We start from the raw sequence: 25,471 nt of genomic DNA on the forward strand, positions 1-25,471 counted from the left end.
GCTCAACGACAAGGAGGCGTTCCGGCGCGTCTTCCAAGAGACGATTGAGCCGAAGCGCGAGACCCGTGACAGTTTTGAGTATCATCCGCGATTGTCTCGATGCGCTGCTGCATCCCTCCGCGCGCTACGATGCGCTGATGCGGACGCGCCATCGTGCCTTCATGGCGCCGCGCCTGCTCGGCAGCCTGGCCGCCTTTGCCGCATTCCCGGTTTATCTCGCCATGCGTGGCGCCCCGAGCGCAGTCGAGGTCGCGGCCTTTGCCTGGCTGATCGCGCCCATCATGCTGTCCTGGTTCCTTTCGCGCACCGGACGCTACGAAGGCGCGCACGTGCTGTCGTCGCTGGCGCTCGTCGGCCTGATCATGGCGGTCGCGGTCACGACGGGCGGCATCCAGTCATTCGCCGCGGTCTGGCTGGTCGTGGTTCCCCTCGAAGCCGCGCTGTCGGCCTCGCGCCGCGTCGCGGCTTTCGCTTCGCTGCTCGCGCTGTCCTGTGCCGGGATGCTGATCCTGATCGGCCAGCTCGGCTGGCTGCCGCTGGAGGAGCCGAGCGCGGCCGAGCGCGGCGTGCTGATGGCCCTCGGCGTTGCGTCTGCGACTCTCTATGCCGCAGGCCTCGCCTTCGGTGCGGAATCGCTCGCGCGCACCAGCGTCGCGCTCCTGTCGCGCGAGGAGGAGCGTTACCGCCTGCTCGCGCGCAACATGAGCGACGTCATTTCGCGACATCAGCCCAACGGTGCCGTGCAGTTCATCTCGCCGGCGGTGGAGGCCATGCTCGGCGTGCAAGTGGAGCAACTGCTCGGCCACGGCCTGTTCGACCGCGTCCATGTCGCCGACCGGCCGGCCTATCTCACCGCTCTGTCGGATGCGGCGCGCGGTGACGTCGCAAGCGTCGAGTTCCGGCTGCGGCGGGAGCCCGTTGGTTCCGAGCGCGGTGAGGTCGATTTCATCTGGGTCGAGATGCGCTGCCGCCCGCTCGACCCGGATCTCGGCCGCCGGCATACGGATCGTGATTCCGCCCGTGAGGTCGAAGTCGTCGCGGTCATGCGCGACGTCACCGACCGCAAGCTTTTCGAGCAGGCGCTGGATCAGGCGCGCAGCGCCGCCGAGGCGGCCGATGCCGCCAAGACCGGCTTTCTCGCCACCATGAGCCACGAACTGCGCACGCCGCTCAACGCCATCATCGGCTTCTCCGAGATGATCGCGCAGGAGCAGAGCCTGATGCTGGGGGCCGCCCAACGCAAGGAATACGCCCAGCTCATCAACGATTCCGGCCAGCATCTGCTGTCGGTCGTCAACGGCATCCTGGACATGTCGAAGATGGAGTCGGGCAATTTCGAGATTGCGTCCGAGCCGTTCGCGCCGCGCGCATCGCTGCTGCATTGCTGCAATCTGCTGGCGCTGAAGGCGCGGGAGAACGGCATCGACCTGATCACCGACGCGCCGCAGGACCTGCCCGTCATGACCGGCGATCCCAGGGCGTTCAAGCAGATCGTGCTCAACCTCGTCGCCAATGCCATCAAGTTCACCGAGCGCGGCGGCCAGGTCTCCGTATCAGCCGCGGTGTCGGGTTCGCAGTTGACGCTGCGCATCAGCGACACCGGCGTCGGCATCGCAGCCGACGACCTCAAGCGCATCGGCGCGCCGTTCTTCCAGGCCGGCAGGACCTATCAGCGCCGTCACGAAGGCACCGGTCTCGGACTTTCGATCGTGAAGAGTCTCGTGGCGTTGCATCTCGGCGAATTGACGGTACAAAGCAGGTTAGGAGAGGGCACCGCCGTCACCGTCAAGCTGCCGCTCCTCTACACGCCGCCCCAGGTCAGGCCGGCCGAGAGCAAGATCGCGACGCTGACGCCGGTGCTGCGCCAGGACCTTCAAGACCAAACTCACGACCAGTCTCAGGACCAACCCGCTCTGGTGAAGAAAAGTGCCTAGGAAGTCTGCCAAGGATGAAGCCGCTCCGCGCCGCCGTGGCGCGAAGGTCGCGGTCGTCGATGTCGAGACCGAGCGCAACCTCGTGATGCGCGTGCTGCTGCACAGCCCCAAGGATACGCTGGCCGGCCTCGTCGCCGCCGCAGCGATCAGTGCGATCGTTGCCAATGCGCTGTTCCTGCAGACCGGCCGGCACCCCGCGCCGATGTTCGGCACGGTGATCAATCTTCCCGCGCCGTCGTCCGTGCCGCTGTCGAACCCGATGCCGCGTCCGCGCCCCGTCGGCGCCGATACATCGCCGCTCGAGCCGCGAGCGACGGAGTTTCGCGTCGAGCCCAAACCTGCCGAGCGTGCCGTCGAAAAGGCGCCCGAAAAGCCCGTCGAGGCGACCGCCTCGGCGCGCTCGAACGATCCCATGACCAGCCTGGTCAAGGCGACGACCTCGACGCCGCCCGCGGCCCTGCGTCCGCCGGCGCCGATTCCGGCGCAAAGCCCGGCCGCGCGGCGTATCGCCGGCGTGCAGCGCGCGCTGTCCGAATATGGCTACGGCAATCTGAAGATCACCGGCACGATGGGCGGCGAGACCCAGTCCGCGATCCAGAAGTTCGAGCGCGAGCACAAGATGCCCGTCACCGGCCAGGTGTCCGATCGGCTGCTGCGCGAACTCGCTGCTGCGATCGGACATCCCGTTGAATAGCCGCACGTCGAACCGGCATTGACGTAAATAAATTCCGACGTCCGACGCCCGCACAACAGGCCAGATCCGCAAGAGCGCGATTTGCGTGGGATCAATGACGGCGGGCGGCTTCGGGGAACATGATCACTCATCCTCATCAAGGTAGAGAGGTCGTCATGTTCAAGGTTTCGATTCTCGTCTGGATCATGCTCGGCACGACGCTGGCGGGCATCAGCCTGATCGTGGTGCTGATGGTGCCGAGCTTCGCCGCCGACGCGATCAGGAACATCCCCTATGCCGTGGCCGTGGGATTTGCGCTCGCGATGCCGCTGTCATATTTCGTCGCGACCCAGATTCGCGGCGGCCAGGGCGGCGCGCGCAAGGCGTGAGTGTCACGACGTGAGGCTGGCGTGAGACCTCGTGCTGGCCTATCGTCGAATTCATGCGTTTGAAATCCAACATTTGGGTGGCGGCTTACTTGCGCCGCTGCCAGACCGAGGGCGTGTTCGGCGCCGTGCGCCGCCGCGGCGCCGAGGAGGCGGGCGCGGTGTTCGTCAAGGTGTCGCTGCTCGACGGCAATGCGATGCTGTATGCGCCGGCGCCGCAGACCGTCTATGACGACGGCCGGCCCATCGATCGCTTCTTCGTGCCCGTGTCGCCGCAGCCTCTGCCGGAGCACACGATCGAGGAGCGGCTGATCAAGGAAATCCGCTTCGATCCCGACGCGTGGATCGTCGAGACCGAGGATCGCGCGGGCCGGCATTTTCTGGAATTGGCGAAGACGTAGCCGCTGCCCCAGCGTCCTTGCGAGCCAACGGGTCCGCGCGAAGCGCGGCCCGATGACAGGCTCCGCGAGGCAATCCAGAATCTTTCCGCGGAGGGACTCTGGATTGCTTCGCTGCGTTCGCAATGACGAGCTTGTGGAAGCGTTGCGCACCCCACATCCAGTGTCGCTGCCTCATGGCCGGCTTTAGCGGTCCGACGACCCGCCGGTGCCCTTCCGCACCCCCGGCGCGGAGCCCGGCTGCGCGCCAGGCCGCGTCTGGCTCGCGCCGCTACGTGCGCGCTGGCGTTCGCCGTCATGCAGCGCTGCCTGGTACTTTGCGCGCGTGACAGCGAGCGTCGAGCCGCGCCAGGCCGCCAGCATCACCAGCGCCGAGCGCTCGGCGAGACGGTCGTAAAGCCGCGACAGCCGGTACACGGCGTTCACGGAGGTGCCGATCTCCGGCTTGAAGAACAGCAGGATGCGCTGGAAGACCGGGCTCGGCATATCGAGAGCGCGCGCGGCGACCGCGAGCGCCTCGCCGCCGGCATCGTCGACGATCTGGGCTGCGACGCGCGAGGGCAGGATCAGGCTGTCGCCGAGCTCGAAGGTGAAGTTCTCGACGTCGCCCGCGATCGCCGCCATCTCCAGGATCTGGATCGCGCGCTTGGCGCGCACGGTCGGGATGTGAGGGGCGGCCTTCAGCGGGGTCTGCGCCAGATTGTGCAGGATCAGCGCGCGCTGGGAGGGGCCGGCGCGGAAGAACATGTCGTGGATCTCGGCCGCCTCCTTCGGCTGCATCGCCATGTCTGCGGCCATGCGCTGCTCGGCCTCGGTCGGCGCGTGCGCCGGAGAGGGGCCGGACGGCGGGGCGGGGAGCCCCCGGGCCAGTGGAACCCTGCGCCCTTCCTGTGTCGCGACCAGCCCGAGCTTCTGCAGGACCGGGACGGGCGTCTGCGGATAGACCGCGAGCCGCGCCTTCACGGCGGCGCGCGTCGCATCGTCGACCTGGTCGATCAGCCGCGTGGCGAGCTCGACGAACTGCCGCTGCTCATCGTCGCTGTGGGTGCCGGTCTGGACATACAGGTCGGTCAGCACGCGCAGCAGCGTCGGACGGACATCGACACCTTCGCGACGGGACAGGGTCATCAGCCCGTCGAATCCGGGAAACAGCGACTTGCTCATGGAGGCGTACGCAACTCGGAAAAAGATACTCGCCAGCGAGTCTAGCGCAGGTTCTTTTAAAGCCTCGTTAAGGAAAACGAGGCGTGAAGCCGACCGTGGAATTCGAGGCGTTGTCGTGCCGCAACGGGACGCCGCGCCTGACCCGTGTGGTTACGGTCCGAAGGCCGCGTTTACACCCCGTTAACCATGAGCTGATCTTAATGAACGAATATTGCTGGGGCGCGTTCGCTCGCGCGGCAATTGAGAGAGCTGACATGGGGACCATCATCGAATTTCCGGCCGGTCGCCGGGTGGGCTCGTCGGGGGATGTCGCTCCGCGCGCGGACATGGGAACGGTGCTGATCCTTCCCGTGATCCGGATCGAGCGTGAGGCGGACGAAACCAGCGGCGATCGCGGGCCGGAGCAGGGCGCAGCGCCGGGGCGCCGTCGTCGCCGTCGCTGACATCCGGCCTCATGCAATGCCGGAATCCATCCGCCAGATCCGGCCTGTCCTATCGGCCGTCCTGCTCGCCCTGCTAGGCGCGGGGCTCTGCGCCTGCAGCGGCGGCGATTTCGGCCGCACCCGCGCCGACATGCGCAGCGACGACATGCATCGCTGGCTGGGCGCCGAGGTCACCTCGAGCGTCGGCCTGAGGCCCTCGCAGTTCCAGCTCACCGACGAGGAGCGTCAGCTTCGCGACCTCGCCTATCCCATGATCGAGCCGCCGCTGTCGCGGCCGGCCTGGAAGAGCGTGTTCGGCGACTACAAGGCGCTGCCATCGCCCTGGCGGCAGAAGATCGTGTTCGACCGCACCATGTACGGCCGCACGCTGATCGACGAGCCGCACCGCTCGCATTCCTCGCGCTATGCGCAGCTGATCGAGGACGTCCGCAACGACATCACCCGGTTCGAGCCGTTCTTCGCCAGCGCGATCCGCGTCATCGATCTCGACAGGAAGCGCGATGCCAGCATGGCGCGCGTCTCCGCGCTCTCGCCGAGGGAAAGGGAGGACGCGGTCGCGCGCATGCAGGAGAACTCGCTGATCGTGCAGTGGGTGCAGCAATGCCTGGAGCAGCGCGTCTCATCGTACCGCTGGGCGCTGGAGCGCCTGGTGATCCAGGCTCCCGACGGCATGGCCGCCGACGCCGATCGCCTGATCGGCGAACTGGCCGCCCAGACCGCCAATCCGCCGGTCGCGGCACAGCCGCCCTATGGCCGGGCGGTCATCTCGAAGGGCTGATCATACAACGCCGCCGCCGGCCGAGCGCAGCCATCTCGCCCTCGCGGCAAAATCAGCAAGTTGACCCGAGGCGCCCACCCATCCCCGGACCTCGCCGGCCGTAGCCGCCTGGCCCCGTTGAGGCATCTGGGAACCGCCTTGATGGCCCTTGTCCTTCCGTGCGGTCCGGATAGGATCATCTCGTTTATTGTTTATTCAAGTCATTTTCCAAAGGTTGTTCGAGATGAGCTTAGACGCCATTGGTCCGTTTAAGAGCCGTCTGAACGTTACCCCACGCCAATTGTTGGCACTCGCCCTTCTGCTCGGATCGACCGGCTCCGCAGCCGCGCTGACCAAGGAGGCGGCGATCGAGAACTGCCGGATGACCGTCGGCAGGCCGATCGTGCAGGCCTGCATGCGTGCAGGTGGCGGGCCGGCTGGCGGTGCCAATCTCGAAGCTTGCCGCGCCAAGGCCTCACCCCAGGTTAGGGCCTGCGTGATGGCGGCGCTGAACGCCGCCAATGGCCGTGCCAATGTCGCAGTCGAGCTTCCCAAGGAAATGGCACCCAAGCTCGAGGCGGGCACCGTGCTCCCGAAGGACTTCGTTGCGCCGCCGCGCAGCATCGCCGACATCACGGCGATCCTCGACGGCGACAAGCCCGACGAGAAGACGATCGCGGAATTGAAGTCGGACGCCGAAGCCGTGCCGACCGGCAAGGAATCCCGTCACGATCTCGCCCAGCTCTATTTCGATCGCGCCAATGCGCGCGCGCAACTCGGCCGGCTCGCCGAAGCGATGTCCGACGCCGACAAGGCCGTGGAAGTCGGGCGCGGCGCCGTCAGTCCGAGCTTGCTGGCGCGGATGTTTCAGCTTCAGGCCCTGCAGCACGCTCTTGCGGGGGACCCGAAGCGCGCGCTCGAGATCATGCAAAGGCTTTTGCGCGAAGCGGCCAGCATGCCGGGCGCCAAGGGATGGCAGTTCAACACTAACCGCGCGGTCGCCGCCGTTCTCATCCAGATGGGCGACGTCGCGCAGGCTGAGGCCTATCTGCGCCGCAGCCAGACCGCGATCCAGGAGGCCCGGACCAGCGGCCATCCCAATTGGCGATCGGCTTATTCCAGGTTCGGCCAGAGCTGGGAAGGCGAGCTGGAGCTGGCTCGCGCCCTGATTTTCGAGGCGCGCGGACAGTTTGCCGACGCCGAGACCGCCTATCGCAATGCGGAGGTGCGCAAGCGCGCAAGCACGAAGGCGATCATGGAGTCGGACAACGCGCCGGCGGAAACACTCCTGCGGCAGGCGATCGACGGCACCGTGTTGAACCAGGCGCGGATGAAGGCGAAGCAGGGCAGGCTCGCTGAAGCCGAGTCGGACGCGCGCCGCGCGCTGCTGTCGCGCCTGAAGGACACCGGCAAGTACAATCCCGTCACGCCGCGTTTCGTGATGGGGCTGGCGGGCATTCTGGTCGATCAGGGCCGTTACGAGGAGGCCGAGAAGCTCGGACGTGTGGCGCTCGAGATCAACAAGAGCGTGGGTGTGCCGGAGGACTCGCAAGCGACGGTGCAATTGTTGTCGCAGCTCGCCGGCATTCTGACGCTTCGGCGCCAGAACGCCGAGGCGAACGCGATGTTTGCGAGGATCGACAAGGCCGTGGCCAGCTGGGATCCGCAGCGCCGTCAGGTTTTCGAACTCAATCCGTCCCGGATCCTATCGCTTTATGGCTCCGGTCAGTTGGACGCAGGCATCGCCGCGGCCGAGCAGCTCGTGAAGAAGCAGATCGCTCGGGTCGGCGAGAATCATTTCGACTCCGCCTCGGCGCGCGGCACGCTGGCGGTCGGACTGATGCGCGCACGGCGCGATGCTGAAGCCATCCGGGAGTTCAAGGCTGCGATCCCGGTCATGGTGGCGAGCGCCGGAGAAAACGCCGACGACGAGAACACGACGGTGGTGGCCGCGCGCAGCCAGCGGCTGCAGACCATCGTGGAGAGCTATCTGCTGCTGCTTGCCAGGGCCGTCGGAACCGGCAAGGAGGTCGGCGAAGAGACGTTCGGCCTCGCGGATGCTGTCCGCGGCCGTTCGGTGCAGCAGGCGCTGGCGGCTTCGAGCGCGCGTGCGGCGGCAAAGGACCCTGCACTTGCCGAACTCGTACGCAAGGAGCAGGACCTCACCAAGCAGGTCAACGCCCAACTCGGCACGCTCAACAACGTGCTCGCGCTTCCGGCGGCGGAACGGGACGAGAAGGGCGTCGCGCAAATCCAGGCTTCGATCAGCGCCTTGCGCGCGCAGCGCGACAAGGCGCGCCAGGAGATCAAGCAGAAGTTCCCGATCTACGCCGATCTCGTCGCGCCCAGGCCGCCGAGCGTCGCCGAGATCCGCGCCACGCTGGCCGACGATGAGGCCATGCTGTCGTTCTATTTCGGCCAGAATGGCAGTTTCGTCTGGGCCGTGCCGAAGTCGGGGCCGGTGGCGTTCGCCGCCGTCCAGGCCAGGATCGGTGACATCGAGACGAAGATCCGCAAGCTGCGCGAAGCGCTCGAGCCGCAAGCTGCGATGATCTCTGACATTCCGCCGTTCGACCTCAAGCTCGGCTACGAGCTCTACGAACTGCTCCTCAAGCCGGTCGAGAGCGGCTGGAAGCCGGCGAGGAACGTGATCGTGGTGACCAACGGCGCGCTGGGATTGTTGCCGCTGTCCTTGTTGCCGACGGCGCCGACGGAAATTGCCGCCGACGAGGACCCGCTGTTCATCGGCTATCGCAAGGTCCCGTGGCTCGCGCGGACGCATGCCGTGTCGACGGTGCCTTCGGCGGCGGCGTTGCGCACGCTGCGGCAATTGCCGCCGGGCAGGCCCGGCCGCGGCGACCTCGTGGCCTTTGGCGATCCCTATTTCAACAGCGAGCAGCAGGCCGAGGCGGAAGGCGAAGGGGAGAAGGTTCAGGTCGCCGACGCCGGTGGCAATATCACACGCGGAGGCCCGCTGAAGCGGCGCAACAGTCCAAGGCTCGAAGGCGTCGACAGCGCCGAGCTCGGCCTCCTGCCCCGTCTGCCCGATACCGCCGACGAGTTGAAATCGATCGCGCTGGCCTTGCAGGCGGATCCCTCCAAGGTGCTGTTTCTCGGCAAGAGCGCGACCGAGAGCGCGGTGAAGACCATGAATCTGTCCGGCTTCAGGATCCTGGCCTTTGCCACCCATGGACTGGTCCCGGGCGAGCTGAACGGGCTGACGCAGCCGGCACTCGCTTTGTCGTCGCCGGCGGTGACCGGGGAGGGCGGCGACGGCCTCCTGACCATGGAGGAGATCCTCGGCCTCAAGCTGGACGCGGACTGGGTCATTCTCTCGGCCTGCAACACCGGCGCCGGCGCCGGAGCAGGGGCCGAGGCCGCATCCGGGCTTGGGCGCGCGTTTTTCTACGCCGGAACGCGCGCGCTGCTGGTGACGAACTGGTCGGTCCATTCGCAGTCGGCGCGGCAATTGGTGACCGACCTGTTCAAGCGGCAGGCCGACGATCCCAAGCTGTCGCGCAGCGAAGCGCTGCGCCAGGCGGCGATGGCCCTCGTCGATGGTCCGGGCTATCTCAACAGCGAAGGCAAGACCGAGTTTGCCTATGCGCATCCGCTGTTCTGGGCACCGTACACCATCATCGGCGATGGCGGCTTTCGTTGACGAACAGGGAAGAGGGGCAGGGAAAATGAAGCGGAAAGTCTTGTTGGGCCTTGTGGCTGCAGGTTTGTCGTTCTCGGCACCGTCGCGCGCCACGCTGTTGATCTCGGAGGAGGAAGCGAAATTGCCGCCGCCGAAGGGAGCGGTTGCCGTCGATCAGCGCGGCATCCTGCGCGGTCCCAAGGTCGAGTTCGTCTCGCCGGGCGCCTCGGCAAGCTCACCTCTCCGGCTGGTGTTGAAATTTCAATCCTATGGCGGGGCAAAGATCGACCCGGAGTCGGTCAAGGTGATCTTCCTCCGGACGCCGAACGTCGACCTGACCCCCAGGGTCAAGCCCTTCGTGCAGGCCGACGGCATCAACATGCAGGATGCGGAGCTGCCGCCCGGCGAATACACGGTGCGCGTCGATATCAAGGACAGCGATGGCCGGCCGGGCACGACCGTCTTCACCTTGAAGGTCGCACCCAAGTGACGTGTCCTTACTGCCGGTCCGAGAGTGCAGAGGGAGCGTTGGTTTGCGCCTCGTGCGGGCGCGACATCGCCGTTCCCGCCACGCTGCTGGCGGAGCGCGACGATCTCCTGCGCAAGCGCGAGGAGCTGCGCGATGAACTGCGGCGGGCCAGGGACGAGGTCGAAGCCATCATGAGGCGGAGAAAGTCGCGCTAGCGATGGAATGTCCGTTTTGCGCCGAGACGATCAAGGACGAAGCCATCGCGTGCAAGCATTGTTCGCGAGACTTGCGCGTCGTACGGCCGACGCTTATCGAGATCGAGGAGATCGTCGCCGAGTTGGACAAGCTCAGGCGCGATCTCGATCGCGTCAATGTCCGCCTCGAACGCTACAACAATCCGCTGCGCTATTACGGAACGCATGCGGTGCTCTATATCTTGATTCCGTCCCTGCTGCTGGTGATCGCGCATGTGCTCGTGACCATCACCTTCAACGTGTCGCCGATCCCGCTTCGGATTGCATCGATCGTCATCCCGCTCCTGTTCGGATTCGTGGCCTATCCGCTGCACCGGGTCTCCGCCCTGATGGCATTCGTGCTGGCGTTCCTGGTCGCAGGCGTCAGCATCCTCGCGATGCTGACGGTCACCGGCCTGCACGATGATGTCCCGATCCTGCCGACCGTCTGGATCGAGTGGCAGGAGGTCTTCGAATATGGCGCCAGCATCCTGCTCGCTTTCGTCTCCGGAAACATTCTCAGCGTCGTGATCTTCCAGATCCTGCCGCGTGTGCTGACCCAGGGCGGTAAGCCGAATGCGTTCGCCTTCCGCGTGGCGCGCCTGCTGGGGCAGCACGTCGGCGAGGAGCAGCTGCGCCGCCGCGCCCGCCTGATCCAGGACCTCATGCAGACCGCGGGGCCGCTTGCCGGCGTCGCTGCGACCGGCGTCGGCTCGATCTACGCGGGGTTGAAGGGCTTCTTGCTCGGATAGCGGAAAAAGAGGCCCCAGCTCGCGGCGGTATTGGGGGGCATTGAGCTGGGGCCATCGGGGTCGCCCTTGGGGAAGGGCAGCGGGAAAACTCGGCAATTGCAGAAATGTTCCTGTCCTACGTCCAGGCCGCGAGGGGTCCAAGCCAGCGCATCCGCTCCGATGCATCAGGGGGTCGCTATCCCCAGCGCCGGTCCGCAGCGTGTATTTGCGGGCTTCCGTTCCGCCATTGGAACAAACGAGGCTGTGTGCGCTGCCCGACAAGGCAGGGCAGCAGACGGGCAGGTTGTGGCGGCGCGACGCCTGACGTCGTTGCGCCTGTTTCGCCGCTTGGACAGTGGCTCGCAGCATCCGTGGCGACAGCATCGAACCGACCGCTTCAGCAGTTGCTCGAGCCTGGCCTCGCTTGTTAGCGAGTGGATACGGATCGTCGGGAGTGCCGGATGCATTCGGGCACTCCAGTGGCAAGCAAGCCTGCTGGCTCGTGGAGCTGCAAGCGGCCGTCGAGCAAGCACAGTCGCAACTGGCGGCAACAGAACCCGGAACTGACTCGTTAGATTATAGCTCTAGATTATAGCTCTTCCTCCTGCATCGATGAGCCCCGCGTCGGCCCACCCTGGAGGTTTGCGGTTCGGTTCGGCCTGTGAACTCTTCGTGACGCGCCGCGGTCATGCGCCGGTTGACAGCCCGGTTTCCCAGGTTTTTATTCGAGCCATCGGGGATATGCGATCTCCCCGCGAGGCGACATGCCGAAGAATCGCGTCCTGATCACCAAGGGCGCAGCATGTCATCCCGCATCTCCGTTCATCTCACAAATTGTCTCATCGGCATGACGACGGACCAACGCGTGCACGTCCGTGCCGCGACTCTGTTGCGCTTCTTGGGCTTCATCCGGAGCCGCACTTCGAAACAACTTCACCCGGGGCAGGGACACGACCAGGAGAACGACCATGCAAGCACGGACGATCCTTCCCACGCTCCTCATTTTCGCAATCGCGAGCGGCGTGTCGACCGCACGCGCGCTGACTCAAGAGGAGCTCGCCGCCAAGCTCCAGGCGGCCGGTTACACGCAGGTCAGCGACATCAAGTCGACCGCGGAAGGGGTGACCGCCAAGGCGGTGAAGAACGGCAAGCACGTGCGGCTCGTCATCGACAGCAGCGGCCAGATCAAGGAGCAGAGGTGAGTGACTGGCTGAATTCCAAGCTTGAGGGAGCAGATCAATGAAGACAATCTCGGCGCTGATCGGCATCGGCGCCTGCTTCATCGCAAGCGCTCATGCGCAGGACGTCGACTGGCAGAAAGTCGACGACACGCTGGCGCGAAAGCCGGCCGTGACCGGCGACGTGCATCGCTACGGCTTTCCGCGCACCGATCTCACGGTGACGCTCGACGGCGTGACCATCAAGCCCGCGCTGGCGCTCGGCGGCTGGGTCGCGTTCAAGCCCGCGCATGGCGGCGTCATGGCGATGGGGGATCTGGTGCTGCTCGAATCCGAGATCAGCCCGGTCATGGCGAAGATGATCGCGAGCGGGCTGGAGATCACCGCCGTGCACAATCATCTGCTCGGCGCGAGCCCGGCGACGTTTTACATGCACGTGGCCGGCCACGGTGACCCCGTCAGGATCGCAGCGGCCCTCAAGGAGGCGCTCGCCGAAAGCAAGACGCCGCTATCGGTGCCGGCTTCGACGGCCGCTCCGCCGGCCATCGAACTCGACACTGCGCGGCTCGACAACATCATCGGCGTCAAGGGCCAGGCGAACGGCGGCGTCTACCAGTTCAATGTCCCCCGCCGCGATCCCGTCACCGAACACGGCATGCAGTTGAGCCCGGTCGGGCCGCTGGGCGTTGCAACCGCCGTTAACTTCCAGCCGACCGGCGGCGGCAAGGCCGCGATTACCGGCGACTTCGTGCTGACGGGCGACGAGGTGAACCCGGTGATCAAGGTATTGCGGTCGCACGGCATCGCCGTGACGGCCCTTCACAGCCATATGCTGGACGAACAGCCGCGCCTGTTCTTCATGCATTTCTGGGCCAACGATGATGCGATCAAGCTCGCGAGCGGCGTGCGTGCCGCGCTCGACAAGACCGCGAGCACGAAGAGCTGATCTTCGCAGGAGGTCGCGCGAGCCTCTGCGCGCCGGGCAATCGGCCGGCGCGAGGAGGCGCTGCAAGCCTATCGAGCTTCGACCACTTCGCCGTCTTCTTTCACGAAGCGGCCGACGGGATTGTCCAGGAGATCGATCACGGCTTCAGACGGCCGGCACAAGCGCGCGCCCTTTGGCGTCACCACGATCGGGCGGTTGATCAGGATGGGATGGGCGAGCATGAAGTCGAGGAGCTGGTCGTCTGTCCATTTGGGATCGTCGAGGCCGAGCTCCTTGTACGGTGTTCCCTTCTCGCGCAGCAGCGCGCGGACCGGAACGTCCATCGCCGCGATCAGTTCCTTGAGCTTGTCCCGCGACGGCGGCGTCTTGAGATATTCGATGACGACAGGCTCGGTGCCGCTCTGCCGGATCATCGCCAGGGTGTTGCGTGAGGTGCCGCAAGCCGGGTTGTGATAGATCGTGACGCTCATCGACGTGTCTCCGTGACTGGCCGACCGGCATCTATCGTTGCCGCACCGCCGCCGGCAAATGATGAATTCATTGGTGGGCCTCGGCAGCCGTCGCGACTTTACCGGTCCCCGCTTCGTACCAGCCCCGCGTGGCCTTGACGATGCGGACGACGGACAGCATCACTGGGACCTCGACGAGGACGCCGACCACGGTCGCCAGCGCCGCGCCGGAGTCCAGGCCGAACAGGCTGATCGCGGCGGCGACCGCCAGTTCGAAGAAGTTGCTCGCGCCGATGAGCGCCGCTGGAGCCGCGACGCACCAGGCCACGCCGAACCGCCGGCTCAGCCAATAGGCCAGGCCCGCATTGAGATAGACTTGCACAAGAATAGGGACGGCTAGGATCGCAATGACGACGGGCTGTTTGACGATCTGCTCTCCCTGGAAGCCGAAGAGCAGCACCAGCGTCGCGAGGAGCGCGACTAGCGAGAGAGGCTGCAGCATCCGCATGACGCGGTTGAAGCTGTCGTCGCCTCCTCGCAGCAGCACCTTGCGCCACAGCTGAGCGACAATCACGGGAACCACGATGTAAAGCACGACGGACAACAGCAATGTGTCCCAGGGGACGCTGATCGAGGCCACTCCGAGCAGCAATCCCACCAGCGGCGCGAACAGGAAAACCATGATCACGTCGTTGAGTGCGACCTGGCTCAGAGTGTAGTGGGGTTCCCCCTCGCACAAATTGGACCAAACGAACACCATCGCAGTGCAGGGTGCAGCCGCAAGCAGGATCAAGCCGGCGATGTAGGACGGGATCTGGCCGGACGGTAGCCACGGTGCGAAGAGGTGACCGATGAAGAAGGAGCCCAGCAGCGCCATCGAGAACGGCTTCACGGCCCAATTGATGAAGAGGGTGACGCCGACGCCGCGCCAATGCTCCCGGACCTGGCCCAGTGAGCCGAAGTCGATCTTCAACAACATCGGCACGATCATGAGCCAGATCAGGATCGCGACCGGCAGGTTGACCTTGGCGACTTCGGCGGCTGCAACCGCGCCGAAGAAGCCGGGCATGACGTGTCCCAGTGCCACGCCGACCACGATGCAAAGCGCGACCCACAAAGTGAGGTATCGTTCGAAGATGCCCATCGTCACGCCACGTCGCTTTTGCCGGACGTTGCCCCCTCGGAGCGGTCGATTTCCCGAAACTTGGTGCCGAGCGAAAGCCGGTCGATGCCGCTGAGGGGCAGGTTCACGAGAGCGCGCCGATACGGTTCTTCAGGTAGCGGAAGGCCCGCGAGAAGGCCGCAAGTCTTTCGATCTCGGTGCCTTCGACGGCCGCAGGATCTTCGATGCCCCAATGCGCGGTCGTCGGCCGGCCCGGCCAGACCGGACAGGATTCGCCGGCTGCGTTGTCGCAGACGGTGAAGACGAAATCCATCACCGGCGCATCGGGCGCGGCGAACTCGAGCCAGCTCTTCGAGCGCATCCCGTCGACCGGATAGTCCATGCTCTGCAGCGTGCGCAGCGCCAGCGGATGCACGGCGCCTTTCGGCGTGCTCCCTGCGGAGAAGGAGCGGAAGCGCCCGGCACCGTCCTTGCGAAGGATCGATTCCGCGACCACGGACCGGGCCGAATTGCCGGTACAGAGGAACAGCACATTGTAGACGCGATCAGGCACGGGCCTTCTCCTTTCGCTTGGGAGCGCAGCACGATTTCAAAGTCTCGACGACGGGCTCGCAGACTTCCGGCCGTCCGCCGCAGCAATCGCGCAGCAGGAAGACGGCCATGTCGCGAAATTCGCCGAGGTTGGCGCGGTAGATGATCGAGCGGCTGTGCCGCTCGGAAGACACCAGCCGCGCGCGGCTCAGGATCGACAGATGCGCCGAGAGCGTATTTTGGGGGACTTCCAGCAGGCGCGCGAGGTCGCCAGCCGCAAGACCGTCAGGCTCGTGTCTGACCAGCGTCCGGAACGCCTCAAGGCGGGTCGGTTGAGACAGCGCGGCGAGCGCCAGGACGGCTTCTTCTGTTTCCATATATCCAGATTTATGGAATTGTTATCGTCGCGTCAACCTGAAATCCGTCACCCGTGAGCAGATATTTCGAATATTCTAGAAATAGCGTTTGACAGGTGATGTGCACGTGTGCATCGTGGCGCCCATGAAGGTCGATGACGCAGCAGCACGTTTGGAAGCCTTGGGGAATCGGACCCGGCTTCAGATCTACCGCGCATTGGTCCGGGCCGGGCACGCGGGCATGCCGGTTGGCCGCCTGCAGGACAAGCTGAAGATCCCGGCGTCAACGCTGTCGCACCACATCAAGACCTTAGTCTCGGTTGGACTGGTCAGCCAGGTCAGGGAATCGACGACCCTGATCTGCCACGCCAACTTCGATGCCATGCGAAGCCTGGTCGACTTCCTGGTCGCGGAGTGCTGTGCGGACGAAGCCGGATGTAAGGACGCTCAGACCGCAGCCTGACTCATTTGGCCATTTTTTCCATAATTCTAGAAGGATGGAGAGTTCGCAATGGAGAAGAAGACGGTAGCGATCATCGGGGCGGGGCCGGTCGGTCTCGCGGCCGCCGCGCATGTGCTCGAACGCGGCATGTCCCCCGTCGTGCTCGAAGCCGGACCCGAGGCCGGACATGCGGTGCGTCAATGGCAGCATGTCCAGCTCTTCTCGCCGTGGGAATACAACGTCGACAAGGCGTCGGCGCGCCTGCTTGCGCCGACCGGCTGGAATTCGCCGAACCCGAGCTCCTATCCGACCGGCGGCGAGCTGATCGAGCGCTACCTCGCGCCGCTCGCAACGCGAACACCACTGCGCGACACCATCCGGACCTCGAGCCGCGTCACGGCCATCAGCCGCGTCGGCTTCGACAAGGCCAAGACGAAGGGGCGGGAGCAGGCGCCTTTCGAACTCCGCTATCAGAACGGCAGGGGTCCCGAGGTGCTGCGCGCCGACGCCGTCATCGACGTGTCAGGCACGTGGTTCTCGCCCAATCCGGCCGGCAGCAACGGTCTGCCTGCGATCGGCGAACGCGAGCGCACGGATCGCATCGCCTATGGCATGCCGGATGTGCGGGGCACGGACCGCGGCAGATATGCCGGCAAGACCGTGGCCGTGCTCGGTGCCGGCCATTCCGCGCTGGGCACGCTGATCGATCTTTCGCGGCTCGCCGAGGAGGTGCCCGGCACGCAGCCCGTCTGGCTGCTGCGCGGCGGCGATCCTGCAAAGGCCTTTGGCGGCGGCAGCAACGACAAGCTTGCCGCGCGCGGCGAACTGGGATCCACCTTCGCCGCGCTCGTGGCTGCCGGAAAGATTCGAGTCGAGACCGACTTCGGTGTCACCCATCTTTCGGAGTTCGAAGGACGTCTCAGGATTTCGGCAGGCGCCTGCTGCGGTGCGCGGAGCGTGGTTGCGGATGAGCTGGTGGTATCGACCGGCTTCCGTCCCGATCTCTCGTTCCTGTCCGAGCTGCGGCTTCGGCTCGAACCGGCAATCGAGGCGCCCGTCGCGCTCGCGCCGCTGATCGATCCCAACGAGCATAGCTGCGGAACGGTGCGGCCTCACGGCGCTCGCGAGCTCGCGCATGACGAGCCGGGCTTCTATCTCGCCGGCATGAAATCCTACGGCCGGGCGCCGACCTTCCTGATGACCACCGGATACGAGCAGGTCCGCTCGATCGTCGCCGACATCGCGGGCGACAAGGAGGCTGCCGCACGGGTCGAGCTCGTGCTGCCCGAGACCGGCGTTTGCACACGTGGCAGCGTCGAGTCCGCCGGCGCAGCGGGATGCTGCGGCGGTCCGGCCAAGGCCGAACCCTCAGCCTGCTGTGCGGCGGACGAATCGGCCAGGAAGGCAGGCGGCGCGGGATGCGGCTGCTCATGAGGCGAGACACTGCGAGGCCGCTCGCTGTCGTCGTCGCGCTCGGCAGCGCCCAGACCGTCGCCTGGGCGTCGAGTTACTATCTCCCGGCGATCCTGGCTGCGCCGATTGCGCACGATCTCGGTCTTGCACCGACTTACGTGTTCGGCGCGCTGTCGGGAGCGCTGGTCATCTCCGGCCTGCTCGGTCCGAGAGTTGGTCATGCCATCGATACGTTCGGAGGGCGCACCCTGCTTGCCGTCTCGAATCTCGTCTTCGTGGCGGGCCTGTTCCTGCTGTCCGTGTCCCATGGCGCGGCAGCGCTGATCGCAGCCTGGATCCTGCTCGGGATCGGCATGGGCATGGGCCTCTATGAAGCGGCGTTCGCGACGCTTGCGCGCATCTACGGCGCCAATGCGCGAGGAACGATCACCGGCATCACCCTGATCGCCGGCTTCGCCAGCACCCTGGGCTGGCCCCTCACGACGTGGCTCGCTTCGGAATACGGCTGGCGCACGGCTTGCCAGCTATGGGCGGTGATCCATATCGGCCTTGCATTGCCGCTCAATCTTTCTCTGCCTCGTGCCGCCCCATTGGAGCAGGACTCCCGACCGGGCACGAATGCGAGCCAACAAGCCGGCGGCCAGAGCGAAACCTTCGCAATGATGCTGCTGGCGTACATGTTTGCGGCCGCAAGCTTCGTCAGCTCCGGGGTCTCGGCCATTCTACCGGCCATGCTGGTTGGGTTCGGCGCCACGCCGTCACAGGCGTTGTTCGCAGGAGCATTGGTCGGACCTGCGCAGGTCGGCGCCCGCCTTCTGGAAGCAGGATGGCTCAGCCGGTTTCATCCGCTGCTGTCGGCAAGGCTCGCCATGCTCATGAATCCGATCGGCGTGCTTGCACTGGTCGCGGGCGGCCCCTGGCTCGCTCCGGCCTTCACGGTGCTCTATGGCGCGGGCAACGGCATCATCACCATTGCCCGTGGTACGCTGCCATTGGCGCTGTTCGGGCCGGTGGGATTCGGCAGGCGTGTCGGTGTGATCTCGCTGCCTTCGAGGGCAACAGGCGCCTTCGCGCCGCTTGCGCTGGGACTGATGGTGGAGCATTTCGGCAGCAGCGCACTCTGGATCAGCGCGCTGGCCTCGGTCTCCGCCTTCTTCGCGCTTCTGCTGCTTCGTGCAGATCGGACGACATGGGGCCCAGATCCGATAGGAGGAGAGCATTCGTAGCTTGCACGGCTGGCCGCTGATTGCGGCGATGTGCATCGGTCAGCTCGGCAATCTGTTGCCGCATGTGACGTTGTCCGCGAATCTGGCGCAGCACCTCATGCCGGCGTGGGGGCTATCCGCCGCGGAAGGCGGGCTGATGGCGAGCGGTTACGCCTTTGGTTACATGCTGGCAGTGCCTGTACTCACGACGCTGACCGATCGCATCGATGCGCGGCTCGTACTCCTGGGCGGCTCTGTCGTGAGCGGACTCGCGACTGTCGCGTTTGGCATCTTCGCGCAAGGGTTCTGGTCAGGGACGATCATCTGGTCACTTGCGGGATTGGGTTTTGCCGGTGCCTACATGCCGGGGCTCAAGGCACTGACAGACCGGTTGCCCGCCGGCGACACCTCGCGGGCAGTGACGCTGTACACCTCGAGCTTCTCGGTGGGCGTCGGCCTGTCGTTCCTGGTTGCGCAAGTCCTCGCCGATCGCTGGGGGTGGCGGACAGCCTTTGATGTGACCGGCATCGGTCCGGTTGCGATGGTGGTCGCGTGTCTTGCGATCGAGCGCCGCAGCCCCGCGCCGAGAGCGGGACGTCTGTTGAACTTTGCGCCGGTCTTCGCCAACCGCGAGGCGCTCGGCTACATCTTCGGTTACGGCGCTCACTGCTTCGAGCTCTATGGGATTCGCACCTGGCTGGTCGGATTCTGGACCTTCGTCGTCGCGCATCAAGGCGCGCCGTCATGGCTGACGCCCGTTCTGATGAGCTTCTGCTTCGCGGTGATCTCGATGCCGGCCAGTATCCTCGGCAACGAGGCTGCGCTGAAGTTCGGGCGGCATCGGGCGATAACGGTGGTGATGATCGGTTCGGCCTGTGTTGCGCTGGCCATCGGTCTCAACGCGACGGCTCCGGCATGGGTGCTCGCGCTGCTGCTCATGATTTATGGCCTGACGGTGCCGGCGGACTCAGGCGCGCTGACGGCCGGCATGTCGGCCGCGGCTGACTCCGAGCATCGCGGGGCGACGCTGGCCCTCCATTCAACGGTTGGCTTCGGCCTGTCGGCGATTGGAGCGTGGGGAACCGGGGTTGCGCTCGATGCTGCTGGCGGTCCGCAGAGTGCAAGGGCCTGGTTGCTCGTGTTCATCGTGCTCGCTGCCGGGATCGCGTTGGGCCCGCTCGCGTTGCTATGGGCGCGGATGACTACGTCCGAGACGCACCTATCGAGGTCAAGATAGCCAACCCGAGCGTTCGCAGCGTGATCGCGGTGAGGCGCCGGAGTCCCGGTCACGAATGCTTGACCCGGATCAAAGAATGCATTCGGCCGCGGGATATGTTACAAACGCTGCGGTTCCAGAAGTGTCCAAACGGTAAAAGCAGATTTGATGCGGATCGTCCGTACCATCCTGGCAGTCGTCATCGCCATATCCCTGGCGATGCTGCCGGCTGGCGCGTCCGCGTCCAGCCTCGCCGTGTCGTCGGGCGACATGCACGCGACCATGGTCATGAGCGGTGAGGGCGACATGCCGATGGACGATTGTTGTCCCGACATGAAGGGAACGGGCTCCGACACCGCCGGCTACAAGTGCGGGATGGGCTTCTGCTGTGTCGGGAGCACCACCGCGCTCGCAGACGTCCGTCCCCTCGCTTTCGAATTCATTGCCGTGGGGGCGGGGAAGACCGCCATTCCCGCCGACCAGGTCGTCTCCTTCCTCGGCGGCAGCCCTCCCTTCCGGCCTCCTCGAGCCTGATCTCGCAAAGCCAGCGACGCGTGCGGCACGTCTGCGCGCGACGATGACTGACGTGCGCGCTCCATGCGTCACGGCGGAAGATCAATCCATGAGGACAGGACAATGCTTTCCAAATTCAGCACCGCGGCTGTTGCCGCCACCCTTTCACTCGCCGCAACGGCCGCGATGGCGGGTGCCGGCGATTACGCGTTCGAGCCGGTCAATCCCGAGATGAAGAAGGGCGACGATGTCACGCTCGCCGTTCGCTTGACCAACAAGCAGACCGGCAAGCCGGTCGCGGATGCCGTCATCTTCAAGACGCGCGTCGACATGGCGCCGGACGGCATGGCCGAGATGGAGTCGGCCGTCGCGCCGCTGCCGTCCAGGGAGCCAGGCGTCTACGCCTTCAAGACGGACCTGCCGATGGCCGGCCGCTACCAGGTCACGCTCTCGGCGAAGGTGCAGGGCGAGCCTGACACGGTCACCGGCAAGGTCATCGTCAAGGCGACGAAGTGAGCCTTCGGGCGCCCGATGGCGCCCGAACTTCTCTCTCCCATTCACATGGACGCGCGCCCGAGGCGCGCGGAATCTGGCGATGAACACGCTCCGTCTTCTCACCGCACTCGCGCTCACCGGCGGCCTGGCCCTGGGCGCTGCCTGGTCCATGAACGGACGCTGGTCCGTTCATGCCGAGGTCGCCCCGGGCACGGCCAACGCTGCCCGGGCGCCGCTTTATTTCCGCGATCCGGGCGGCGCGCCGCTTTGGTCGGCCGGTCCAAAGAAGGATGACCGCGGGCGGGACTATCTGCCGGTCTACGATGACGACGAGGTAACTGCAGCGGCAACGAAGCCACCGCAGGCGGCTTCATCGCGAAAAATCCTCTACTACCGCAATCCCATGGGGTTGCCCGACACCTCGCCGGTGCCGAAGAAGGATCCGATGGGGATGAACTATGTCCCCGTTTACGAAGGCGAAGACGTCGACGATGGAACGGTGAAGCTGTCGCCCGGCAAGATCCAGCGCACCGGCGTGAAGTCCGAGCCGGCTGAGCGGCGGTCCATCCGGGTGCTGGTGAAGGCACCCGGCACGATCCAGTTGGACGAGCGCCGCGTGTCGGTGATCGCGATGCGCGCCGAAAGCTTCGTGCAGAGGGTCGCGGACGTCACCACGGGCACGCGCGTGAAGGCGGGCCAGCCGTTGATGGAGATCTATAGTTCTGCCGTCGCGTCCGCGGCGGCTGAATATCTTGCGACGATCACCTCGAAGACAGTGGGTGGTGTCGAGACGTACGGCCGCGGCTCGCGGCAACGGCTGGTCAATCTCGACGTTCCCGAGCAGGCCATCGCCGAGATGGAGAAGACGCGCGTCGCGCCCGTCACCATCCACTGGGCGGCGCCGCGCGACGGGATCGTGCTCGAGCGCAATGCGATCGAAGGCATGCGCGCCAATCCCGGCGACGTGTTGTTTCGCATCGCGGACATCTCGCTGGTGTGGGCGCTGGTCGACGTCGCCGAGCGCGATCTCGGCAATATCACGGTGGGGCAATCCGTTGCGGTGCGCGCGCGCAGCTTCCCTGGCCGAAGCTTCACCGGAAAGATCGCCGTGATCTATCCGCAGGTGAACCGTGAAACCCGGACGGTCCGCGTCCGCATCGAGCTTGCCAATCCCGACGCGATGATGCTGCCGGACATGTATGTCGATGCCGACATCGACACGGCAGACGGCGCGCCCGTCCTGGCGATCCAGGATAGCTCGGTGCTCGACACCGGCACGCGCCAGGCCGTGCTCGTCGACAAGGGGGACGGGCGTTTCGAGCCGCGCGAGGTGAAGCTCGGCCGGCGCGGAGGCGGCTACATCGAGGTGCGGGACGGCCTTGCCGACGGCGAGGCCGTGGTCACATCCGCGAACTTCCTGATCGATGCGGAGAGCAATCTGAAGGCCGCGCTCAAGGGCTTCGCCGAGGCCGCTCCTCAAGCGTCCGACGCGGGCGATGCGACGGGAGAGCACAAATGATCGCGCGCATCATCGCCTGGTCGGCGCGCAACCTGCTGCTGGTGCTGTTCGGCACCGGCTTTGCGGCCGCCGCCGGCCTCTACGCGCTGCTTCACCTGCCGCTGGATGCGATCCCCGATCTCTCCGACACGCAGGTCATCGTCTACACCGAATATCCCGGCCAGGCGCCGCAGGTGATCGAGGACCAGGTCACCTATCCCTTGACCACGGCGATGCTGACCGTGCCGAAATCGAAGGTGGTGCGCGGCTTCTCCTTCTTCGGCGTGTCGTTCGTCTATGTGATCTTCGAGGACGGCACCGACATCTATTGGGCGCGTTCGCGCGTCATGGAATTCCTGAACGGCGCGGCATCGCGGCTTCCTGCCGGCGTCACCCCGACCATCGGGCCCGACGCGACCGGCGTCGGCTGGGTCTACCAGTACGCCGTGATGTCGAGGGAATTGAACCTCGCGGACACGCGCACGATCCAGGACTGGAATCTGAAGTTCGCGCTGGCCAAAGCTGAAGGCGTCGCCGAGGTCGCCAGCATCGGCGGCTTCGTCAAGCAATACAACGTGGTGCTCGATCCGCAGCGGATGCGCGATCGCGGCATCAGCATACAGAAGATCCGGGAGGCGATCCGCGCCAGCAACGCCGACGTCGGCGGGCGCACGGTCGAGCTGTCGGAGTTCGAATACGTCATTCGCGGCAAGGGCTACATCAAGAGCATCAACGATCTCGGCAACATCGTCCTGAAGACGAGCAACGGCACGCCGGTGCTGCTGCGGGACGTCGCCAATGTCGAGCTCGGACCCGACGAGCGGCGCGGCATCGCCGAGCTGAACGGCGAGGGTGAGGTCGCAAGCGGCATCGTGCTGCAGCGTTTTGGCGTCAACGCCCTCGACGTCATCGAAAACGTCAAGAAGCGCTTGAAGGAGATCGCGAGCAGCTTGCCAAAGTCGGTCGAGATCGTCCCGGTCTATGATCGCTCCAATCTGATCTACGCGGCCATCGACACGCTCAAGCACACGCTGCTCGAGGAGAGCATCGTCGTCGCGCTCGTCTGCATCGTGTTCCTGCTCCACGTCCGCAGCGCGCTGGTCGCGATCCTGATGCTGCCGGTCGGCGTGCTGATGGCGTTCGGCGCCATGAAGCTGCTCGGCCTCGGATCCAACATCATGAGCCTCGGCGGCATCGCGATTGCGATCGGCGCCATGGTGGATGCCGCGATCGTCATGATCGAGAACGCCCACAAGCACCTCGAACGCGCCGAGCCCGGTCAGTCGCGCGTCCAGATCCTGATCGATGCGGCGTCCGAGGTCGGGCCGGCGCTGTTCTTCAGCCTGCTGATCATCACCGTGTCGTTCATGCCGATCTTCACGCTGGAATCGCAGGAGGGGCGGCTGTTTAGCCCGCTGGCCTTCACGAAAACCTTCGCGATGGCCGCGGCGGCCTTGTTGTCCGTCACTCTGGTGCCGGCGCTGATGGTCATCTTCGTCCGCGGCAGGATCGTGCCGGAGCACAGGAATGTCATCAACCGCTTCCTGATTCTTATCTACCGGCCGGTCATCAAGGGCGTGCTGCGCGCCAAGACGCTGGTGATCCTGGCCTCGCTGGTCGTGCTCGCCGTCACGATTTGGCCGGCGCGGCAGCTCGGCACCGAGTTCATGCCGACACTGAACGAGGGCACGCTGCTGTACATGCCGACGACGCTGCCCGGCATCTCGGTCACCAAGGCGGCCGAACTGATGCAGACGCAGGACCGCATCATCAAGTCGTTCCCGGAGGTCGCGTCCGTCTACGGCAAGGCGGGACGGGCGGCGACCGCAACCGATCCGGCCCCGACCGAGATGTTCGAGACCGTCGTCAGCCTGAAGCCGAAGGAGCAGTGGCGTCCCGGCGTCACCGTCGACAGCCTGATCGCGGAAATGGACAAGGCGCTGCAGTTTCCGGGCGTCTCCAACGCCTGGACCATGCCGATCAAGGCGCGCATCGACATGCTGTCCACCGGCATCCGCACGCCTGTTGGCGTCAAGGTGATGGGCACCGACCCCGTCGAGATCGACCGGCTGGCGAGGCAGGTCGAGCGGGTGATCAAGACCGTCCCGGGCACGTCCTCGGCCTATGCCGAGCGCGGCATCGGCGGGTACTATCTCGAGATCGTCCCGGACCGCGAGGCGCTCGCCCGCTATGGCATCCTGATCCAGGACGTTCAGGACACCATCGCGGCCGCTCTCGGCGGCCAGACAGTCACGACGACCGTGGAGGGACGGCAGCGGTTCACGGTGAACATGCGCTATCCGCGCGATCTGCGCGACAATCCAAAGGCCATCGCCAGCGATATCCTGGTGCCGATGCCGGCGGGCGGCGCGGTGCCGCTCGGCGAGGTCGCGAAAGTCGAGCCGGCGCGGGGGCCGACCTCGATCCGGACCGAGAACGGCCAGCTCGCGACCTACGTCTATGTCGACATCCGCGATCGCGACATCGGCAGCTACGTCGCCGAGGCGCAACGCGCGGTGACTGACAGCATCCAGTTCCCGCCCGGTTATTACGTGGTCTGGAGCGGCCAGTACGAGTATCTCCAGCGCGCCGCGGCGCGCCTGAAGATCGTGGTCCCCGTGACGCTGACGATCATCTTCCTGCTGCTGTACCTGAACTTCAGGGCCATGACCGAGACCCTCATCGTCATGCTGTCGCTGCCCTTCGCGCTGGTCGGCGGCATCTGGATGATGTCGTGGCTCGGCTTCAACCTGTCGGTCGCCGTCGCGGTCGGGTTCATTGCGCTGGCCGGTGTGGCCGCCGAGACCGGCGTCGTGATGCTGATCTATCTCGAGCACGCGCTGGCCGAGCTGAGGGCGAAGCGCAGCGCCGAGAGCAGGGTCTTCACCCGCCAGGATCTGCACGAGGCCATCATGGAAGGCGCGGTCGAGCGCGTCCGTCCCAAGATGATGACGGTGGTTGCCATCATGGCGGGCCTGCTGCCGATCATGTGGAGCACTGGCGCCGGGTCGGAGATCATGCAGCGCATCGCGGTGCCGATGATCGGCGGCATGATCTCTTCGACGCTGCTGACGTTGATCGTGATCCCGGCGATCTTCGGGCTGGTGAAAGGCTTCCGCTTGCCTCCCAAAGGCGAGGATAAAGGACAACCGACCGAAATGCCAAAGCCGATCAGTGCGAGATTGCGGGTGGTGGAGCCTGCCGAATGAGGCGAGCCATGATGAATGACATCGTGTCGGGGACGTTGGGGACGATGAATTGATCACCGCATCGATCAT

At 65.6% G+C, this 25,471-nt stretch carries 24 protein-coding genes and 1 pseudogene; 20 read left to right on the plus strand and 5 right to left on the minus strand.

Features of this window, described 5'->3' with window-relative positions; all coding sequences use genetic code 11:
- Positions 1-65 precede the first annotated feature (65 nt).
- The 4 genes from ABIG06_RS24660 (at position 66) to ABIG06_RS24675 (ending at position 3,394) form a co-directional block, all read left to right on the plus strand.
- Positions 66-1,934: a PAS domain-containing sensor histidine kinase gene (locus ABIG06_RS24660; RefSeq protein ID WP_370138922.1), complete on the plus strand. Its 1,869-nt coding sequence runs from the start codon at positions 66-68 to the stop codon at positions 1,932-1,934.
- Positions 1,927-2,628: a peptidoglycan-binding domain-containing protein gene (locus tag ABIG06_RS24665; RefSeq protein WP_370138923.1), complete on the plus strand. Its 702-nt coding sequence runs from the start codon at positions 1,927-1,929 to the stop codon at positions 2,626-2,628. The genes ABIG06_RS24660 and ABIG06_RS24665 overlap by 8 nt, the downstream gene beginning before the upstream one ends.
- Before the next feature lie 155 nt (positions 2,629-2,783).
- A complete protein-coding gene (locus ABIG06_RS24670) occupies positions 2,784-2,996 on the plus strand; it encodes a hypothetical protein (RefSeq protein ID WP_370138924.1) in 213 nt (70 codons plus the stop codon).
- A gap of 53 nt (positions 2,997-3,049) precedes the next feature.
- A complete protein-coding gene (locus ABIG06_RS24675) occupies positions 3,050-3,394 on the plus strand; it encodes a DUF1491 family protein (protein ID WP_124161554.1) in 345 nt (114 codons plus the stop codon).
- 183 nt (positions 3,395-3,577) lie between these two features.
- On the opposite strand, the gene ABIG06_RS24680 is transcribed toward ABIG06_RS24675, so the two are convergent.
- On the minus strand, positions 3,578-4,555 hold the full coding sequence (locus ABIG06_RS24680; protein WP_370138925.1) for a DUF2336 domain-containing protein: 978 nt from the start codon (positions 4,553-4,555) through the stop codon (positions 3,578-3,580).
- A gap of 254 nt (positions 4,556-4,809) precedes the next feature.
- Between ABIG06_RS24680 and ABIG06_RS24685 the strand changes: the two genes are divergently transcribed.
- The 8 genes from ABIG06_RS24685 to ABIG06_RS24720 all read left to right on the plus strand — a co-directional run bounded on the left by ABIG06_RS24685 (position 4,810) and on the right by ABIG06_RS24720 (position 12,952).
- Positions 4,810-4,998 (plus strand): hypothetical protein, encoded by a 189-nt coding sequence (locus tag ABIG06_RS24685; protein WP_035699736.1) that lies wholly within the window; start codon positions 4,810-4,812, stop codon positions 4,996-4,998.
- A gap of 16 nt (positions 4,999-5,014) precedes the next feature.
- Positions 5,015-5,776: a hypothetical protein gene (locus ABIG06_RS24690; protein WP_370138926.1), complete on the plus strand. Its 762-nt coding sequence runs from the start codon at positions 5,015-5,017 to the stop codon at positions 5,774-5,776.
- A gap of 223 nt (positions 5,777-5,999) precedes the next feature.
- Positions 6,000-9,416, plus strand: coding sequence for a CHAT domain-containing protein (locus ABIG06_RS24695; protein WP_424578398.1), 3,417 nt, complete (start codon positions 6,000-6,002; stop codon positions 9,414-9,416).
- Positions 9,417-9,441: 25 nt separating this feature from the next.
- Positions 9,442-9,885: a hypothetical protein gene (locus ABIG06_RS24700; RefSeq protein WP_124161550.1), complete on the plus strand. Its 444-nt coding sequence runs from the start codon at positions 9,442-9,444 to the stop codon at positions 9,883-9,885.
- A gap of 38 nt (positions 9,886-9,923) precedes the next feature.
- Complete coding sequence (locus ABIG06_RS24705; RefSeq protein ID WP_370138928.1) at positions 9,924-10,079, plus strand: hypothetical protein; 156 nt, start codon at positions 9,924-9,926, stop codon at positions 10,077-10,079.
- 2 nt (positions 10,080-10,081) lie between these two features.
- Entirely contained in the window at positions 10,082-10,849 is a 768-nt protein-coding gene (locus ABIG06_RS24710; RefSeq protein WP_370138929.1) for a hypothetical protein, read from the plus strand.
- Positions 10,850-11,796: 947 nt separating this feature from the next.
- Positions 11,797-12,030 carry a hypothetical protein gene (locus tag ABIG06_RS24715; RefSeq protein WP_370138930.1) on the plus strand — a complete coding sequence of 78 codons (234 nt, stop codon included), beginning with the start codon at positions 11,797-11,799 and terminating at the stop codon, positions 12,028-12,030.
- A gap of 37 nt (positions 12,031-12,067) precedes the next feature.
- Entirely contained in the window at positions 12,068-12,952 is an 885-nt protein-coding gene (locus ABIG06_RS24720) for a DUF1259 domain-containing protein (RefSeq protein ID WP_424578399.1), read from the plus strand.
- 68 nt (positions 12,953-13,020) lie between these two features.
- Here the strand turns inward: ABIG06_RS24720 and arsC are convergent, their stop codons facing one another.
- The 4 genes and pseudogenes from arsC to ABIG06_RS24740 form a co-directional block, all read right to left on the minus strand.
- Positions 13,021-13,422, minus strand: a complete 402-nt coding sequence (arsC, locus tag ABIG06_RS24725) for an arsenate reductase (glutaredoxin) (RefSeq protein WP_370138932.1) — start codon at positions 13,420-13,422, stop codon at positions 13,021-13,023.
- Between the two features lie 67 nt (positions 13,423-13,489).
- On the minus strand, positions 13,490-14,545 hold the full coding sequence (arsB, locus tag ABIG06_RS24730) for an ACR3 family arsenite efflux transporter (RefSeq protein ID WP_370140899.1): 1,056 nt from the start codon (positions 14,543-14,545) through the stop codon (positions 13,490-13,492).
- A gap of 2 nt (positions 14,546-14,547) precedes the next feature.
- Positions 14,548-15,077 (minus strand): annotated as a pseudogene (locus tag ABIG06_RS24735) (arsenate reductase ArsC).
- Positions 15,070-15,432, minus strand: coding sequence for an ArsR/SmtB family transcription factor (locus ABIG06_RS24740; RefSeq protein ID WP_370138933.1), 363 nt, complete (start codon positions 15,430-15,432; stop codon positions 15,070-15,072). The pseudogene ABIG06_RS24735 and the gene ABIG06_RS24740 overlap by 8 nt, the downstream one beginning before the upstream one ends.
- A gap of 124 nt (positions 15,433-15,556) precedes the next feature.
- Between ABIG06_RS24740 and ABIG06_RS24745 the strand changes: the two genes are divergently transcribed.
- From ABIG06_RS24745 to ABIG06_RS24780, 8 genes are all read left to right on the plus strand, one after another.
- Positions 15,557-15,874 carry an ArsR/SmtB family transcription factor gene (locus tag ABIG06_RS24745; RefSeq protein ID WP_370138934.1) on the plus strand — a complete coding sequence of 106 codons (318 nt, stop codon included), beginning with the start codon at positions 15,557-15,559 and terminating at the stop codon, positions 15,872-15,874.
- Between the two features lie 48 nt (positions 15,875-15,922).
- Entirely contained in the window at positions 15,923-17,287 is a 1,365-nt protein-coding gene (locus ABIG06_RS24750) for an NAD(P)-binding domain-containing protein (RefSeq protein ID WP_370138935.1), read from the plus strand.
- Positions 17,284-18,492: an MFS transporter gene (locus ABIG06_RS24755; protein WP_370138936.1), complete on the plus strand. Its 1,209-nt coding sequence runs from the start codon at positions 17,284-17,286 to the stop codon at positions 18,490-18,492. Before ABIG06_RS24750 ends, ABIG06_RS24755 begins: the two co-directional genes overlap by 4 nt.
- A 28-nt stretch (positions 18,493-18,520) precedes the next feature.
- Positions 18,521-19,708, plus strand: a complete 1,188-nt coding sequence (locus tag ABIG06_RS24760) for an MFS transporter (protein WP_370140900.1) — start codon at positions 18,521-18,523, stop codon at positions 19,706-19,708.
- Between the two features lie 147 nt (positions 19,709-19,855).
- On the plus strand, positions 19,856-20,221 hold the full coding sequence (locus ABIG06_RS24765; protein ID WP_370138937.1) for a hypothetical protein: 366 nt from the start codon (positions 19,856-19,858) through the stop codon (positions 20,219-20,221).
- 102 nt (positions 20,222-20,323) lie between these two features.
- Entirely contained in the window at positions 20,324-20,716 is a 393-nt protein-coding gene (locus ABIG06_RS24770; protein ID WP_124161539.1) for a FixH family protein, read from the plus strand.
- 79 nt (positions 20,717-20,795) lie between these two features.
- Positions 20,796-22,214: an efflux RND transporter periplasmic adaptor subunit gene (locus ABIG06_RS24775; RefSeq protein WP_370138938.1), complete on the plus strand. Its 1,419-nt coding sequence runs from the start codon at positions 20,796-20,798 to the stop codon at positions 22,212-22,214.
- On the plus strand, positions 22,211-25,402 hold the full coding sequence (locus tag ABIG06_RS24780) for an efflux RND transporter permease subunit (protein ID WP_370138939.1): 3,192 nt from the start codon (positions 22,211-22,213) through the stop codon (positions 25,400-25,402). Before ABIG06_RS24775 ends, ABIG06_RS24780 begins: the two co-directional genes overlap by 4 nt.
- Positions 25,403-25,471: the final 69 nt, after the last annotated feature.

It is taken from the genome of Bradyrhizobium sp. USDA 326, from assembly GCF_049739485.1.
In the GTDB taxonomy this organism is placed as follows: Bacteria; Pseudomonadota; Alphaproteobacteria; order Rhizobiales; family Xanthobacteraceae; genus Bradyrhizobium.